Origin of the sequence: Streptomyces sp. NPDC052042 (assembly GCF_044548345.1) — a bacterium.
Lineage (GTDB): Bacteria > Actinomycetota > Actinomycetes > Streptomycetales > Streptomycetaceae > Streptomyces.
In genome coordinates, this window is the sequence record NZ_JBIUBU010000010.1 from 50782 (window position 1) to 66957 (window position 16176).

Consider the following 16176-nt stretch of genomic DNA (forward strand, 5'->3'; position numbering starts at 1 on the left):
CGACCGGAGTGGCCGACGTGCGGGCGGGCCGCGTACGACTACGAGAGCAGCCGCTCCAGGACCACGGCGATGCCGTCGTCCTGGTTGGACGTGGTGATCTCCTGGGCCACGGCCTTCAGGTCCTCGTGTGCGTTGGCCATGGCCACGCCCTGCCGGGCCCAGGCGAACATCGGGATGTCGTTCGGCATGTCGCCGAAGGCCAGCGTGTCCGCGGCCTTCACCCCCAGGCGGCGCGCGGCGAGCGAGAGCCCGGTGGCCTTGCTCAGCCCCAGTGGGAGGATCTCCACCGTGCCCGGACCGGCCATCACCACGTCCACCAGGTTGCCGACGGCCGCCCGCGCGGCCTTCGTCAGCGCGTCGTCGTCCAGTTCCGGGTGCTGGATGTACACCTTGTTCAGCGGGGCCGCCCACAGCTCGGCCGGGTCCTTGGCCATGATCGTCGGCAGCGGCCCGTCCTGGACCTGGTAGCCGGGGCCGATCACCACCTCGCCGTCGAGTCCGTCGCGGCTCGCCGCCAGCGCCAGCGGACCGACCTCGGCCTCGACCTTGGACAGCGCGAGGCCGGCGAGCTGCCGGTCCAGCGTGAGCGAGGTGAGCAGTCTGTGCTCGCCCGCGTGGTAGACCTGGGCACCCTGGCCGCAGACCGCGAGGCCCTCGTAGCCGAGGTCGTCCAGGATGTGCCGGGTCCACGGCACGCCGCGGCCGGTGACGACGATGTGTGCGGCACCGGCCGCAGCGGTCGCGGTCAGTGCCGCGCGGGTGCGCTCGGAGACCGTTTCGTCGTTGCGCAGGAGCGTGCCGTCGAGGTCGGTCGCGACGAGCTTGTACGGGAAGGTCACTTGGCGATCGGTTCCAGGACTTCGCGCCCGCCCAGGTACGGCCGGAGGATCTCGGGGACCCGCACCGAACCGTCGGCCAGCTGGTGGTTCTCCAGGAGCGCCACGATCGTGCGCGGTACCGCGCAGAGCGTGCCGTTCAGGGTGGCCAGCGGCTGGAGGATCTTCTTGCCGTCGCGGGTGTCGCGCATCCGGACGGACAGGCGCCGGGCCTGGAAGCTGTCGCAGTTCGACGCGGACGTCAGCTCGCGGTACTTGCCCTGGGTCGGGATCCACGCCTCGCAGTCGAACTTGCGGGTGGCCGATGCTCCCAGATCGCCGGTGGCGACGTCGATCACCTGGAACGGCAGCTCAAGGGAGGTGAGCCACTGCTTCTCCCAGTCGAGGAGCCTGCGGTGCTCGGCCTCGGCGTCCGCCGGGTCGATGTACGAGAACATCTCCACCTTGTCGAACTGGTGGACGCGGAAGATGCCCCGGGTGTCCTTGCCGTACGTGCCGGCCTCGCGGCGGTAGCACGGCGAGAAGCCCGCGTACCGCAGCGGCAGCTTCTCGGCGTCGATGATCTCGTCCATGTGGTACGCGGCGAGCGGGACCTCGGAGGTGCCGACCAGGTAGAAGTCGTCCTTCTCCAGGTGGTACACGTTCTCCGAGGCCTGGCCGAGGAAGCCGGTGCCCTCCATGGCGCGGGGGCGGACCAGCGCGGGCGTCAGCATCGGGACGAAGCCGGCCTCGGTGGCCTGCGCGATCGCCGCGTTCACGAGGGCGAGCTCCAGCAGCGCGCCGACGCCCGTCAGGTAGTAGAAGCGCGAACCCGAGACCTTGGCGCCGCGCTCCATGTCGATGGCGCCGAGCAGTTCGCCGAGCTCCAGGTGATCGCGGGGCTCGAAGCCCTCGGCCCCGAAGTCGCGGATCGTGCCGTGGGTCTCCAGGACGACGAAGTCCTCCTCGCCGCCGACCGGCACGTCCTGGTGGACGATGTTGCCGATCTGCAGCATCAGGCTCTTGGCCTCGGCATCGGCCTCGTCCTGTGCGGCGTCGGCGGCCTTGACCTCCGCCTTCAGCTGCTCGGCCCGCTTGAGCAGCTCGGCGCGCTCCTCGGGCGATGCCTTGGGGATGAGCTTGCCGAGCGACTTCTGCTCGGAACGGAGTTCGTCGAAGCGGACGCCGGACGACCTGCGCCGCTCGTCAGCGGAGAGAAGGGCGTCGACGAGGGCGACGTCCTCTCCACGGGCGCGCTGGGAGGCGCGAACACGGTCGGGGTCCTCACGAAGCAGGCGAAGGTCAATCACCCCTCCAGGCTACCGGTGCGCGCTTCCGCGGCTCGAACCGATATCGCCAAGCGTGTCACTTTGCCCGAATTGAGGGAATTGATGAGCAGTGGGGTTATTGTGCATTCGGCTTCGGGCTCGGTCGGTCTCGACGTCGGGCCCCATTGGTCAACGAAACGGGCTTTACTCCCCTAAAGGGGCGGGTGGTGTCGGTGTCCTTGACGGATGTGCCCTATGTGGGGCGGGAGTTGGAGCCTGCTTGTCCACAGGTGCGGGTGCGGCCGTAAGTTATCCACAGGCTGTGGGGAAGATCTGTGGACATCGGAGGGCGGTGTTCCGAAAGTGATGCCGTGACGCACGGAATCTCCTCTCAAACCCGCCATCTGCGCCCGATCGGGTGGGAATTCCCTGCTTTACGGAGTTGATCGCCGGAATTGGGTCCACGCCGAGCGGTCCGGTCGGGGCGTGCACCTGTGGATGCACCCGAGCCGATCGAGGGATGGGCCGATCGCAAGGCGCTGCGATGTCGACTTGTCCCCAGGTCGAGATCTGCCTCTGTGGATAACTTGGGGTGGAGGGGTGGATGCCGAAAATCGGCAGATGGTACCGAAGTGTGGCATGAGCACGGCAATGGCGACGCGCATCGGTGTGGCGACAACACGGTGCTGGTGTGTCGAGAACACGGTGCTTCGGAGCGGCGACAACACGACGCCTTTGCCCGGACACGTCGGCACGGGCCGACGTCAGACCCTGCCGTCCTGGTTCCGGGCCAGCCAGTCGGCGGCCTCGGTGAACTCCGCGTCCGACGAACCGGGCCGCAGCGGCCCAGCGTTCTCCGGCTCCACCCCGGCCCGCGGGTACGACCCGAGGAAGCGCACATTCGGGCACTTCCGCTTCAGGCCCATCAACGCCTCGCCGACCCGACGGTCCGCGATATGCCCTTCGGCGTCCACCGCGAAGCAGTAGTTGCCGATACCGGCGCCCGTCGGCCGCGACTGGATCAGCATCAGGTTCACCCCGCGCGCCGCGAACTCCTGGAGCAGTTCGAGCAGCGCACCCGGCTGGTCCTCGCCCATCCAGATCACCACCGACGTCTTGTCCGCACCCGTCGGCGCCGCAGGACGAGCCGGGCGGCCCACCAGGACGAAGCGGGTCTGCGCGTTCTCCGCGTCGTGGATCTCGGTGACCAGCGGTTCCAGACCGTACGTCGCCGCCGCGAACTCGCCCGCGAAGGCGGCGTCGTACCGTCCCTCCTGCACCAGTCGGGCACCATCCGCGTTGGACGCCGCAGATTCCCACACGGCATCCGGAAGATGGGCGGCCAGCCAGTTCCGCACCTGCGGCTGCGCGGCCGGATGCGCGGTGACCGACTTGACGTCGGATAGCTTGGTCCCGGGCCGTACCAGCAGCGCGAAGCGGATGGAGAGCAGCACCTCGCGGTAGATCATCAGCGGATCGCCAGTGGCGAGTTCGTCCAGCGTCGTGGTGATGCCGCCCTCGACGGAGTTCTCGATCGGTACGAGCGCCGCGGCGGCGACCCCGTTGCGCACCGCGTCCAGGGCCGCCGGCACGGAGACCATCGGTACGAGTTCGCGAGTGGCGGCCTCCGGGAGCGTACGGAGGGCGACCTCGGTGAAGGTGCCTTCGGGGCCGAGATAGGCGTATCGCGTGGCGGACATACGGTCACCCTAGTGCGCTCCGCGGGCTCAGGATTCCAAAAGCCGCTGCCCCACATACTCTCCTTCCGCCGCGCCCCCCGGCACCGCGAACAGGCCACTGGCCTCGTGCCGGAGGAAGGGCGACAGCGCGTCTCCCCGGTCCAGCTTGCGCTGCACCGGAACGAACCCGCGCAGCGGATCCGCCTGCCAGCAGATGAACAGCAGTCCGGCGTCCGGGGTTCCGTCCGGCGCTGTGCCGTCGTGGTACGAGAACGGGCGCCTCAGCATGGCAGCGCCGCTGTTCTTCTCGGGGGAGGAGATCCGGGAGTGGGCGTTGTCCGGAATCAGAAGCCTGCCGTCGGGACCGGCCTTGTCGAGGTCCATCGGCGTGGTCTCGGAGCCACCGCTGAGCGGGGCCCCGTCCTTCTTGCGGCGCCCTATGACTCCCTCCTGCCGCTCCACCGGAAGCTTCTCCCAGTCGTCGAGCAGCATCCTGATCCGCCGTACGACCGCGTACGAACCACCGGCCAGCCACTCGTAGCCCGAGCCCGTCCCGGCCGGGACGAAGACGCGGCGGTCGAAGTCGTCGTCGGTGGGCTTCGGATTGCCGGTGCCGTCGATCTGGCCCATCAGATTGCGGGCGGTCATCGGTCGCGCGGTGGCACCCGGAGTCCGGTTGAAGCCGTTCATCTGCCAGCGGACCCGGGTGGAACGGGCGGCCTCCTTCTGGATGGCGCGCAGCGCGTGGAAGGCGACGAGGGCGTCGTCGGCGCCGATCTGCACCCAGAGGTCGCCGTCGGAGTGCTTGGGGTCGATGCGGTCGTTGGAGAACGGAGGCAGCGGGTCGAGTCCCGGCGGGCGGCGGTCGGCCAGGCCGGTGCGGTCGAAGAAGGTGTGCCCGAAACCGAAGGTGATGGTCAGTGAGGACGGTCCGGCGTCCAGGGAGATCCCGGTGTCGTGGGCCGTGCCGTCCGCCGCACCGCCGTCCGCGGGTTCACCGGCCATGAGACGCCGGGCCACGTCCGACCAGCGGCGCATCAGGGCGACTGCCTCCTTCCGGCCCCCACCGGGTGCCAGGTCGAAGGCGAGCAGATGGCCGCGTGTCTGAAGCGGAGTGGTGATCCCCGGTTGGTGTTTCCCGTGAAACATCACCTGAGTGGAGCCGACCGAGGTCAGAGCGGTCGGCGCCTCGGGCCGGGTCGCGGCATACCCGGTGGCCCCACCGGCCGCCCCCAGCACCAGGCCGGCGGCGCCGGTCGCGCCCACGCCCCCGAGCAGCCGACGCCGGGAGAGGGCACCGTGGTTACCGCTCCCGCCAGCCGTCCGCTCTTCGGCGCCCTTGCCGCTCTTGTCGCTCTTCTTGCCCTTGTTGTTTCCGCTCACGATTTTGCTCAGCCGATCTTCACGTTCTTGTCAACGGTCGTCTGGTCGATGTCCGAAGTGCGCACGGTCACCGCGACCTTCCAGTCGCCCGCGATCGGGATCTGGGCCCCGCTCGCGATCCAGTGGCCTTCGGTGACCCGGGTGGGGGTGGCGGGAAGCGGGCCGATGCCCTTGGACTCCAGGGTGAAGGCGACCTTCAGTTCGGGGACGTCCATGGCCTTGCCCCCCGGGCCGTCGACCCAGATGTGGAGATCATTGGCTCCGGTTCGGCCCGGGGCGATGTTCATGCGCACCGTTCCCTTGCCGTTCTCGCCGCCCGTGTCGAACGGCAGCTTCACGGCAACCGGGCCCCCGGAGGCTGGAGCCGTCGCCGTCGTGGAGCCGCGGGCCTCTTCCTCGGTACGGGCCGGCTCGGTGGCGGTCAGCACGGTCGTCACGGCGAGGAGCACGACGGCGACACCGACCTCGGCCAGCACCGAACGGCGGAGACCGGAACGGTCCGGGTCGGCGTCGCGGTTGCGCTTCTGCTCGGCGGTGGCCATGGCCGCACGCTGGCGGGCCAGCTGCGCGGCCCGTACGGGATCCTCGGCCGCCGACACCGATGCGGCGTCGGGGGTCCGGGGTTCCTCAAGGCCGGCCCCGGAGCCTTCGGCGGCGGTTCCGGAAGGCTCTGCCCCGGCCTTCGCCCCCTCCACCCCGTCACCGGTGACGGCATCAGCGTCCGCACCGGCCCCGGCCTCAGCACCCCGGTCGTCCCGCTGTTCCTCGCCGGTTCCGCCCGTGGCCAGCCGCGCGGTCCAGCGGCGCGAGCCCCAGGCGATCCCGACCATGACGGCGACGAGTCCCACCTTCACCAGCAGCAGCTGTCCGTACTCCGTACCGGTGAGCGCGGACCAGCTGCCGACCTGGCGCCAGGACTGGTAGATCCCGGTGGCGGTGAGCACGAGCACGCTGCCGAACGCGATACGGGAGAAGCGCCCCGCTGCCACGGCGTCGATGTCCGGAGTCCGGTACAGGGCGACGAGCAGTGCCGTCAGCCCGCCCAGCCAGGCGGCGACGGCCAGCAGATGGAGCAGGTCGAGCGGCATGGCGATGCCGGGCTGGAGGCCCGCCGAGGCGTGCTCGGCGAACGACCAGGTAGCGGCGATCCCCGCGGCGATCACCGCTCCGCCGATGGCCAGCCCGAACGTGAGGTCCTTCCGCTCGCCCTCGGCCTCGCGCCGAGTGTGCGTCCGCGCGTACGCCCCGAACAGCACGGCGAGGAAGAGCGCGGACGCGCCGAGCAGCAGCAGCCGGGAGACGAGCGCCGCCCCGGGCTTTGTGTCCAGTACGGCCTTCAGCCCGTCGAGGTCGAAGGCGTCCGCGAGCTTCCCGGAGCCGGTGTAGGGGCTGCGCAGCATCAGCATGACCAGGGTGGCGACGGTGAGCGTCATCCAGCCGCGTACGACCAGGCGCTGCAGGGGCCGCGCACCCGCGCCGCGCGGCCAGCAGGCCAGCACGAAGGCGGCGCCGCCGGCCAACAGGACGAAGCCGGCGTACGCGGCGTAGCGCGCGATGTCGTAGAGGACGCCGACGAGTCCGCCGCCGACCTCGTTGGAGGGAAGGGAGACGGCGGTCTTCGAGGGCGCTCCGATGGAAAAGGTGAAGGCACCCGAGATGGGGTGGCTGTCCGCCGATACGGCCTGCCAGGCGACGGTGTATGTGCCGTTGGACAGCCCGGTGCGCAGCGGGACCTCGTATTCCCGGTCGGAGCCGCACTTCAGATCGCGTGGTGCGGTGCCGGTGTCGGCCCGCTCCCCGCTCGGGTCCAGGATTCTCACCGAGTCGTCGCCGAACGCGACCTTCTCGGAGAAGGTGAGGGTGATCTTCCTGGGGGCGGTGTCGACCACCGCCCCGTCCTGCGGATCGCTCCCGGTCAGCGCGGCGTGCGCCAAGGCGGGGCCCGCGGCGCCGAGCAACAGGCCGAAGACCAGGCCGACGAGAGCGGCGAGGAGTCCTGCTGCGGCGAGGCGCCGACGGGCCGGTGAGGCGGACGGGGGCGGTCCGAAGTGCGGGGCGGTGGCTGTCATGACGTGTCAGTCCCTCACTGCTTCTTCGGGTTGTAGGTGGATTCCTTCACGGGAAGGTCGACCTTGATCGGGTCGGCCTTCTCGAAGTGCAGCTCCACGGACACCTTGTCGCCCTGCCGGGGCCGCTCCTTGAGCTGCATGAACATGATGTGCTTGCCGCCGCGTTCCAGACGCAGCTCGCCGTTCGCAGGTACATCGAAGGACGTCACCATGCGCATCGCCTGGTCCTTCGTCTCGTGGATCGTGACATCGTCCGAGATCGGGCTGGTGACGGAGGTGAGCCGGTCGGCGGTGCCGCCGTTCTCTATGACGAGGAAACCCGCTGCCATGTCGCTGGCGGGCTGCGGCATGAACGCTCCGGTCACCTTCAGATCGGGTTTGTCGTCCGAGGAGGAGCATCCCGCCAGGGTGAGTCCGGTGACAAGGACGGCGACGCCGGCGAGGACGGTGCGACGGTTCACGGGTTCTCCCCCTTGACGATCTCGGGCAGGTCCTTGGTGTAGTCGTCGGGCGAGGTGTCCTCGCTGTAGAGCAGGTATCCCTTGTCGGTCTTCGGGGAGAACGCGATGACCTGGGAGCCGTGCATCGAGACGACCGTGCCGTCCTTCTCCTTCTTGGGCGCGTCGATGCCGATGCCGATCTGGCGGGCGCCCTGCTGGATGGCCGTGAAGTCGCCGGTCAGACCGATGAAGGAGGGGTCCTGGGACTTGAGCCAACTGCCCAGCGAGGAGGGGGTGTCCCGCTCCGGATCGGTGGTCACGAAGACGACCCGGAGGTTGTCCTGGTCGGCCTTGGGGAGGGCCCTCTTGGCGAAGGCGATGTTGCTCATGATGAGCGGGCAGACGTCGGGGCAGTTGGTGTAGCCGAAGTAGATCAGCGTCGGCTTGCCCTTCGTCTGCTCACGGAGGTCGTACTTCTTCCCATGGGTGTCCGTGAGGACGAGGTCGGGCTTGGTGAACGGCTGGTCGAGCACCGTCGCCGCCTTGGTCTTGGCCGGGACGGAGACGTCGGCCACGGGCTTCCCGGCGTCGTCGCCGCTGCCGCAGGCGGACAGGGTGAGTGCGGCCGTGGCGGCGAACGCCGCTGCCAGCACTGCTTTCTTACGCATGGAGCACTGAATCCTGGTGGGTCGATGGAACGGGTGGGTCGAACCGGACGGGTGAGGCCCGGAAGGTCCTGGTACCGGCGGGCCCAGGGCCTCGCGGCCGACGGGGCCGAGGGCATCGGGCCCGACGGGCGCAGGGGCACGCGGGACCCGCGGGCCCCGGGCACCGGTGGTGAGGTGCGGCCGCACGATGCCGCGGAACCGGATGGTCACCGCGACATCGCGCACCGGACGGAGAATCGGGCCGCCCCGCTCAGGCGGTGCGGCGGCGGCCGGTGAGGACACCGAAGGCCACCCCGGCGATGCCGATGACGATCCCGATGATGCCGAGGACGCGGGCCGTGGTGTCGCTGCCCGACGCGTCGGACGTCTCCGACGAGGCCGTCGTGCGCTCGTCCGATCCCTTCGCGGCACCCTTCTCGGTGCCGGCGTCGGCGCCGTGGCCGTCGCCGGCCGGAGCGGTCAGCTTGAGGACCGGTGCCGGGCTCTCCGGTTCGGCGGCACCGTCCTTCTGCTCCTCGATCCAGCGGACGACTTCCTTGTTGTCGTACGTCTGGATGGCCTTGAACACCAGCTGGTCGGCGTCCTCGGGGAGCTGGCCGATGGACAGCGGGAACTGCTGGAAGTAGCCCGGGTGGATACCGGCCTCGCCCTTGTCGCCCTTGGCGGTCCAGGTGACCTTGGAGATGGCCTCGTCGATCTTCCGGCCGTGCATGTCGAGCGGCTTGTCCAGCTTGGTCTTGGTGATCTGGATGTCCCAGCCGGGCACGGCCTGCGGAGAAACCGAGACCAGCGGGTGGTCGGTCGGGAAGTTGACTTCGACCTTGATCGTCGAGGCGTTGTCGCGCTCGTTGGGGACCTTGATGTTGACGGACGCGTACCCGCCCTTGGCGGCCTCGCCCAGCGGCTGCACGGACACGTGCGCGGAGGCGGTGCCCGCGAGGAGCAGGACGGTGGACGCGGCGATGCCGCCGGCCAGGGCGATGCGGGAAAGTCTCATGACGGGAATCACTCCACGGAAGCAGGTAGGAAGGGTGGTCCGGCGCGCGGGCGCGCACCGGCGTCGCGACACCTCTTCCCACCTACGGCGCTCGCGCGTCGGCGGTACGGAACCAGGGGCTCCGTGCGCCGGTCGGGCGCGCGTCGGGTGACCGGGGCGGCCCGGTCGTCCGGGGCCCGGTGACGGCACGGCCGGGCGGCCGTCCGTCGGGTGTCGCGTCAGGCTGCGAGCGCGTACGCGGGGGGCGGCCCGCGAACGATCACCGTGTGCTGCAACGCTTCCGTGACGGGGAGCGGAATGTCGTCCCGGGTACGCGGGGTGCGCGGCCCGGTCATGGGGGAGCCGGGCAGTCCGGCACGCAGGGCGGCCACGAGCGCGAGCGCGGCGCGCAGGGCGCGCAACCGCGCACCGGCCGCGACCTGTCGCGCGCCGTACGCGGAGAGCCGGACCAGCCCGGACAGCGCGATCTCGCCACGCCGCAGCATCCAGCCGGTCGCCACGGCGGCCAGCAGATGGCCGAGGAGCATCGGCAGACCCGGCAGCAGGCCGACGAGCCCGTCCGGGTGCGTGCCGAACACGGCGGTCAGATGCTGCTGCCGCTCGGTCACCGATGCGGGGTCGATGCCCGCGGTGGCGACGATGCGGTGGGCATCGGCGGCGTTCAACCGGGCCGGACCCGCACCGCACACGAGGCTCGCCGCGAAGCGGATCAGCGGGTCCGCTCCGGTCGGGGAGGCCATCGGCGCTGCGGGCGTGCCCATGCTGAAGAGGGCGTGCAGGGCGATCTGCCCACCGGCCAGCGCGGCGGCGATCGACGGCAGCGAGCGCTCGCGCCCGGCGAGCGGCGCGATCAGCGCGAAGATCCCCAGGAATCCGGCGAGCAGCGTCCACCAGGGGATGGCGGCACAGGACGCCAGGGCGTGACCTGCCGCGGACAGCACGACACAGACCGCGGTGAACACCGTGGCCCTCAGGAGCCGTACACCGGCCCCGGCGCGTGCGACAGGTATGGACATGGCGGGGCCCATCATCGCACCGCGGCCCGCTCCCGGGAACGGCAGGTCCGGGCCATCCCACCCGTCCGGCGCACCCGGTCCGGCACGCACCGTCCGGCACGCGTGATCGACCACGCACGATCGGCGCGTCCGGACGACGGGTGCGATCCGACGCCCGCGTCCCCGTACGCACCCCCCGGGGCACGTGGTTCCACGTGTACGAACAGGTCCCGCCGCGCCCGGCCCCGGGTGACTACCGGGGCCGCCGGTTCCCGGGCGCTTCGGCATACACGGGCGCGCCGAGCGCTGGTATCCGCTGAACGAGCGGTCTCGCATCCGGTAGGCGCTTATGAACGGCGGGGCGGGGCAATACGTACCGGTGGTATGTCGAGCCGCAGCCAGGAGGCTGGAGCATGAGCATCTGGTGGTCCCTCCATCTGCGGCGCGAGGCTGCGAGCGTTCCGCTCGCCCGCCGCTTCCTGCTGGGCACGATGGAGACCGCGGGCGTGGATCCGGAGGTCTCCTTCGACCTGTCGGTCGCGCTGACCGAGGCCTGTGCGAATGCCGTCGAGCACGGCGGCGACCGTGCCCCCCGCGAAGACCGGCTCCCGGGTGAGCGGCGCGATCCGCGAGGAGAGCAGTGGGAGCGAAACCTAGGGGACGTCCGGGGCATACAGGGTGAACCCGGCGAAGGCTCCGGGGTGGCCCCCGGCCAGTACCGGGTCACCGCTTATCTGGACGGCGAGAAGTGCCGGATCGAGGTCGCCGACGCGGGGCCCGGCTTCCCCGCGCGGGGCGTGCCGTGCCCGTCGGGGCGGCAGCACGGATCCCAGCCGCACCCCTCGCTCAGCGCCGAGGACGGGCGGGGGCTCTGTCTGATCGAGCAGCTCGCCGATCACGTCCACTTCGGGAACGGCCCCGGCCGCGGCGCCGTGGTGAGCTTCGACAAGGTCCTCAAATGGAGGAAGGACGCCCTGCTCATGGTGTCCTGAGCGGGGGCGCCCTTCCGCGTGCGGCAACGGCCCTTGAGGGGCGTCAGCCCTTGAGCCGGGCCATCCATGCCTCGACCTCGTCGGCCTGCCGGGGCAGGGCGGACGAGAGGTTCCGGTTGCCGTCCTCGGTGACGAGGAGGTCGTCCTCGATGCGGATGCCGATGCCCCGGTACTCCTCGGGCACGGTCAGGTCGTCGGCCTGGAAGTACAGGCCGGGCTCGACCGTGAGGCACATGCCCGGCTCCAGCGTGCCGTTGACATACGTCTCGGTGCGGGCGGCGGCGCAGTCGTGGACGTCGATGCCGAGCATGTGACCGGTGCCGTGCAGCGTCCAGCGGCGCTGGAGGCCGAGTTCGAGGACCTTGTCCACGGACAGGTCGCCCAGCAGGCCCCAGGCGACCAGGTGCTCGGTGAGCACGCGCTGGGCGGCGTCGTGGAAGTCGCGGTACGCGGCTCCCGGCTTGACGGCCGCGATGCCCGCCTCCTGGGCCGCGTGGACCGCGTCGTAGATCTTCCGCTGGAGCGGGGTGAACGTACCGCTGATCGGGAGCGTGCGGGTCACATCGGCGGTGTAGAGGTCGTTGGTCTCCACCCCCGCGTCGAGGAGCAGCAGGTCGCCGGAGCGGACCGGGCCGTCGTTGCGCACCCAGTGCAGGGTGGTGGCGTGCGGACCGGCCGCGCAGATCGAGCCGTAGCCGACGTCGTTGCCCTCGACACGGGCGCGAAGGAAGAACGTTCCCTCGATGTAGCGCTCGCTCGTCGCCTCGGCCTTGTCGAGGACCTTCACGACGTCCTCGAAGCCGCGCGCGGTGGCGTCGCAGGCCTTCTGCAGCTCGGCGATCTCGAAGTCGTCCTTGATCCGGCGCATCTCGGAGAGGAAGACGCGGAGCTCCTCGTCGCGCTCCGCGGTGACCTTGTCGGTCAGGGCGGCTTCGACGCCGGCGTCGAAGCCGCGGACGACACGGACCGGTCCGGTGGCCTCGGCGAGCACGGAGGAAAGTTCGCGGACGTCGTTCGCCGGAATGCCCAGCAGCTGCTCGGCCTCGGTGAGGGAGTGGCGGCGCCCGACCCACAGTTCGCCCTGGCCGTCGAGCCAGAACTCGCCGTTCTCGCGGTCGGAGCGCGGCAGCAGGTGGATGGTCGCCTCGTGCCCGCCCTTGGTCGGTTCCAGGACGAGGACGCCGTCCTGGGTCTGGTCGCCGGTGAGGTAGGCGTACTCGGTGGAGGCGCGGAAGGAGTACTCGGTGTCGTTCGAGCGGGTCTTCAGATTGCCCGCGGGGACGACCAGCCGCTCGCCCGGGAAGCGCGCGGAAAGCGCGGCGCGGCGGGCGGCGGTGTGCGTGGCCTGGGGGATCGGTTCGAGGCCGCGCAGCTCCGTGTCGGCCCAACCGGACTTCATGTTCGCGGCGAGTTCGTCGGAGACGCCCGGGTACAGGCCGTTCTTCCGCTGCTTGATCGTTTCCTGTGCTGCTTCGGTCTCCGGGGTCTCCGGGTTCTCCTGAGCAAGCTCCTCAGCCACGATTCGTCTCTCCTTGATACGTCATTGGACCCCGTCCATCGTACGGGCGTACGGAAGGGGGCACAGGGTCGGAAGACCTGTTACACAGCCTGGGCGCGGTGTAAGCCGCGTACGGACCGTCGTCCGACGCGTCGTGCGACCGTTCACTCCGGCGCACGCGGGCCGCTCAGGTCGCCCGGACCGTTCGGGTCGCTCCGGGTCGTGCGGGTCGCTCCGGGGCGTGCGGGTCGTGCGGCCCGGTCGCGGCGCGCGGCTCGGACGGCTCAGTCGAAGCGCGCGGCGAGGACCACCACGTCCTCCGTGCCGCCGCCCTGGTCGAGGCCGTCCGGCAGCATGGTCCGCAGCACGTGGTCGGCGACGGCCGAGGCATTGTCGCGCAACGCCCTCGGCACGCGGGCCGCCGCGGCGTGGAGCCGTGCGAACGCCCGGTCCGTCGAGTCGCCGGTGCGGCGCAGCAACCCGTCCGTGTAGAGGAGCACGGTCTCGCCCGGCGCCGGGGCGATCTCCACACTGGGCGCCTCCCAGCAGGCGAGCATGCCCAACGGGGCGGAGACGGTGGTCTCGACGAACTCGGTGCGTCCGTCGCCGATCAGGAGCGGCGGGGTGTGGCCCGCCCCGGCCAGCAGGATCTTGCGGCAGGACGGCTCGCAGTAGGCGAAGAGGGCGGTCGCGGAGCGGGCGGGCTCGGTGAGCCGCAGCAGCAGTTCCAGATCGGAGAGGACGGCGACCGGATCCTCGCCCTCCATTACGGCGTACGCCCGCAGACCGGCGCGCAGCCGCCCCATGGCGGCCAGGGCGCTCGGCCCGGAGCCGTCCACCGAACCCACGGCGAGACCGAGGGCGCCCTCGGGCAGCGCCAGCGCGTCGTACCAGTCGCCGCCGCCCTCCGGCGCCGCGCGATGACGCGCCGCCAGCTGGACGCCGGTGACCCTCGGCAGGCGGGTGGGCAGCAGTTCCTCGGCGACGGTGGCGACATCGGCCCTGGCCCGCTCCAGCTCCAGCAGTCTGGCCAGGTGTTCGCCGGCGTAACCGGCGTAGAGGGTGACGAGGTGGCGCTGGCGTTCCAAGGGTTCGGCGGGTTCGTCGTACAGCCAGACGGCGGCGCCGAGTCTGCCGGTCGCCTCCGCGGTGATCGGCACGGCGTGACTGGCGGCGTACCCGAGCCGGGCGGCCACCTCCCGGCGGCGGGGGTCCAGGGTGGTGTCGCCGAGCAGATCGGGGGTGGTCCGTGTCCCCTCGGCGTCCGGGAGCCCGTCCAGGATCCGGCCGTAGGAGGTGGCGCTGCGCGGCACCGTCTCGATGTGCCCGAGTTCGGCGTGGGCGAGTCCCAGGCCCACGGTGCTGACGGGGCCGCGGTGGTCGGACGGCTCGAAGACGACCAGGCCGCGGCGGGCACCGACCAGGGCGGCGCCGGCGTCCAGGAGCTCGTGCAGGGCGCCGTCGAGCGTGCTGGTCCGGGCCAGCCGTTCGGTGAGTTCGTGCAGCGTGGTCAGATCGGAGACCCAGCCGGCCAGCCGGTCCTGGACGAATGCTCCGGGGGTGGCCGGTGCTCCGGAGAGAGAACCGGCATTGTGCGTCGAAACGGGAACCGTAGGATCGATTCCAGCCACTTTCGGCAGGTGCGGGGCGCTCATGGCAGACGGCTTTCCCGCCGGTGCGTTTCTTGGAATAGCATCGCAAACCCCCATGTCATTCTGCGTCGCTATCAGTGCATCTACACGTACACGTAGCATCCACATGTACACGCACAAGTAAGGTGATGTCCAGCATTGTCCCTACGGGATTTATGGTGTCCGAGCAACTGTTAAGTTGGCTGAAAAATGCACATGGTGACAGCTAATTGGGGTCGACTGAGAGTGCTCGACAGGGGGTGCTCTCGGGGCGAAGTCCCAGGAGGAGTCCCGCAGGAAGCGTCATTTCGGGCATGCTGGGTACGTAATCGATGATGGTCAGGGGCAGTTCCCATCGCCCCGGGAACCCGGCAGCAGGCCCGGACGTCCTCTCTTGTGACGGCCACACCCCCACCCCCGAGTGGCGGGGTTTGCACCGTGGGACGACACGCGCGAAGTATGCGCTCTCCTCGGCAGGCTGGTGTCCGGCCCGCCTCACCCCCCCTTGCTCGACCTGGCTCAGCGCACGCTCGGCACGACGAACGACCAGTACCGCAAGTCGAACGAGCATGCACGCACGGCGAAGTGACGCACACGCGATGTGACGCACGCGTGGTGTGATGTGGCCCCTCGGCGTTCAACGGAAAGGAACGAGCGCTCATGCGCGAGATCCTCGGAAGGCGACGCAGGCTCCGGCGCAGGGCAAGGCCCGCCCAGCTCGACGCGGTCCTGGTCTGTGCCACCGCGTGGCAGTGGCCCGTGCTCCCCGGAGTGGGGCTGGAGGCGGTCGACGGTCGCGGTGGCCGGGACGGCCTTGGCCGCGGGTGCGCCTGCCCCGATCCCGAGTGCGCCGTACCCGGCGCGCATCCCTTCGACCCCGGCCTGCTGGCGGCGACCACCGACGAGCGCATGGTGCGCTGGTGGTGGACCAACCGGCCCACCGCCCCGATCCTGCTGGCCACCGGTGGCCGCGCTCCCTGCGCGTTGAGCCTGCCCGCCGTGGCCGCCGCGCGGGCGCTGGCCGAACTGGACCGGATGGGTGCGAGGGTCGGCCCCGTGGTGGCCACGCCGACGCGGTGGTCGCTGCTGGTCGCTCCGTACACCCTCGAACGGCTCGGTGAGCTGCTGTACGCCCAGGACCGGGTGCCCAGTTCGCTGCGTTTCCACGGCGAGGGCGGTTATCTGGTCCTTCCGCCGTCTGCGACGGGGACGGGGCAGGCGCGCTGGGAACGAGGCCCCGCACGGGGTCCCGAGCAGGGCGCGGGGGCCCGTGGCACTGCCCGCGGCGCGGAAGCGGCGGAGCCGTGGCTTCCGGAGGTGGGGACGGTGCTCGACGCGCTGGTCGAGGCGAGCAACGGCGCGCCCGACGGGGGCAGCCGGCTCGCGTACTGAAGGCCCGACGGCATGGGCGCCGCCGTCACGGGGCAGCGCCTCGGGGCGTCGGCCCGTCAGCGCGGCGAACCCAGGGCCCGTGGCGCGGCTGTTCGTGGGCGCGTGCCCCGGGCCCGAGTGCTCCTGGGCGGTTGTGTGTCCGGGGCGGGCCGGTGGAAGGCCGGGGCCCGGGACCGGACGTGCGGGGCAGGGTGGCGGACACCCTGGGGAGGCGCTCGGGGGAATGGGCTTCCGGCGGCATATAGGGGTATTTCGCGGTGCCGTCGCGGAATCACCACCGGACAGACATCGAACTGTTCGAAGTTCGGGCGAAGTTCGGGCGAAGTTCGGGTGAAGTCCGGGCGAAGTT

13 protein-coding genes are annotated in these 16176 nt (G+C 70.8%); 2 read left to right on the plus strand and 11 right to left on the minus strand.

Annotated elements, in window-relative coordinates:
- Window positions 1–38: 38 nt before the first annotated feature.
- From ACIHCL_RS18275 to ACIHCL_RS18315, 9 genes are all read right to left on the minus strand, one after another.
- Window positions 39–839 carry an HAD family hydrolase gene (locus ACIHCL_RS18275; RefSeq protein ID WP_399862878.1) on the minus strand — a complete coding sequence of 267 codons (801 nt, stop codon included), beginning with the start codon at window positions 837–839 and terminating at the stop codon, window positions 39–41.
- The gene (gene serS, locus ACIHCL_RS18280; RefSeq protein ID WP_399862880.1) at window positions 836–2125 is read right to left on the minus strand and encodes a serine--tRNA ligase; all 1290 of its coding nucleotides are present in this window, start codon (window positions 2123–2125) and stop codon (window positions 836–838) included. The genes ACIHCL_RS18275 and serS overlap by 4 nt, the downstream gene beginning before the upstream one ends.
- A gap of 722 nt (window positions 2126–2847) precedes the next feature.
- A complete protein-coding gene (pheA, locus tag ACIHCL_RS18285) occupies window positions 2848–3783 on the minus strand; it encodes a prephenate dehydratase (RefSeq protein WP_399862882.1) in 936 nt (311 codons plus the stop codon).
- Between the two features lie 27 nt (window positions 3784–3810).
- Complete coding sequence (gene efeB / locus ACIHCL_RS18290) at window positions 3811–5145, minus strand: iron uptake transporter deferrochelatase/peroxidase subunit (RefSeq protein WP_399862884.1); 1335 nt, start codon at window positions 5143–5145, stop codon at window positions 3811–3813.
- An 8-nt stretch (window positions 5146–5153) separates the two neighbouring features.
- Window positions 5154–7214 carry a copper resistance CopC/CopD family protein gene (locus ACIHCL_RS18295; protein ID WP_399862886.1) on the minus strand — a complete coding sequence of 687 codons (2061 nt, stop codon included), beginning with the start codon at window positions 7212–7214 and terminating at the stop codon, window positions 5154–5156.
- A 14-nt stretch (window positions 7215–7228) separates the two neighbouring features.
- Entirely contained in the window at window positions 7229–7675 is a 447-nt protein-coding gene (locus tag ACIHCL_RS18300) for a copper chaperone PCu(A)C (protein WP_399862887.1), read from the minus strand.
- Window positions 7672–8322, minus strand: a complete 651-nt coding sequence (locus ACIHCL_RS18305) for an SCO family protein (protein WP_399862889.1) — start codon at window positions 8320–8322, stop codon at window positions 7672–7674. The genes ACIHCL_RS18300 and ACIHCL_RS18305 overlap by 4 nt, the downstream gene beginning before the upstream one ends.
- A gap of 250 nt (window positions 8323–8572) precedes the next feature.
- Window positions 8573–9319 (minus strand): YcnI family protein, encoded by a 747-nt coding sequence (locus ACIHCL_RS18310; protein ID WP_399862891.1) that lies wholly within the window; start codon window positions 9317–9319, stop codon window positions 8573–8575.
- A 218-nt stretch (window positions 9320–9537) separates the two neighbouring features.
- On the minus strand, window positions 9538–10335 hold the full coding sequence (locus ACIHCL_RS18315; RefSeq protein ID WP_399862893.1) for a hypothetical protein: 798 nt from the start codon (window positions 10333–10335) through the stop codon (window positions 9538–9540).
- A 392-nt stretch (window positions 10336–10727) separates the two neighbouring features.
- Here ACIHCL_RS18315 and ACIHCL_RS18320 point away from each other — a divergent pair, with 392 nt between their 5' ends.
- Entirely contained in the window at window positions 10728–11306 is a 579-nt protein-coding gene (locus tag ACIHCL_RS18320; RefSeq protein ID WP_399862895.1) for an ATP-binding protein, read from the plus strand.
- Between the two features lie 43 nt (window positions 11307–11349).
- On the opposite strand, the gene ACIHCL_RS18325 is transcribed toward ACIHCL_RS18320, so the two are convergent.
- Entirely contained in the window at window positions 11350–12825 is a 1476-nt protein-coding gene (locus tag ACIHCL_RS18325) for an aminopeptidase P family protein (RefSeq protein ID WP_399862897.1), read from the minus strand.
- A gap of 263 nt (window positions 12826–13088) precedes the next feature.
- Window positions 13089–14459 (minus strand): PP2C family protein-serine/threonine phosphatase, encoded by a 1371-nt coding sequence (locus ACIHCL_RS18330; RefSeq protein WP_399862899.1) that lies wholly within the window; start codon window positions 14457–14459, stop codon window positions 13089–13091.
- Between the two features lie 636 nt (window positions 14460–15095).
- On the opposite strand from ACIHCL_RS18330, the gene ACIHCL_RS18335 reads away from it, so the two are divergent.
- Window positions 15096–15827: a bifunctional DNA primase/polymerase gene (locus ACIHCL_RS18335; protein ID WP_399862901.1), complete on the plus strand. Its 732-nt coding sequence runs from the start codon at window positions 15096–15098 to the stop codon at window positions 15825–15827.
- Window positions 15828–16176: the final 349 nt, after the last annotated feature.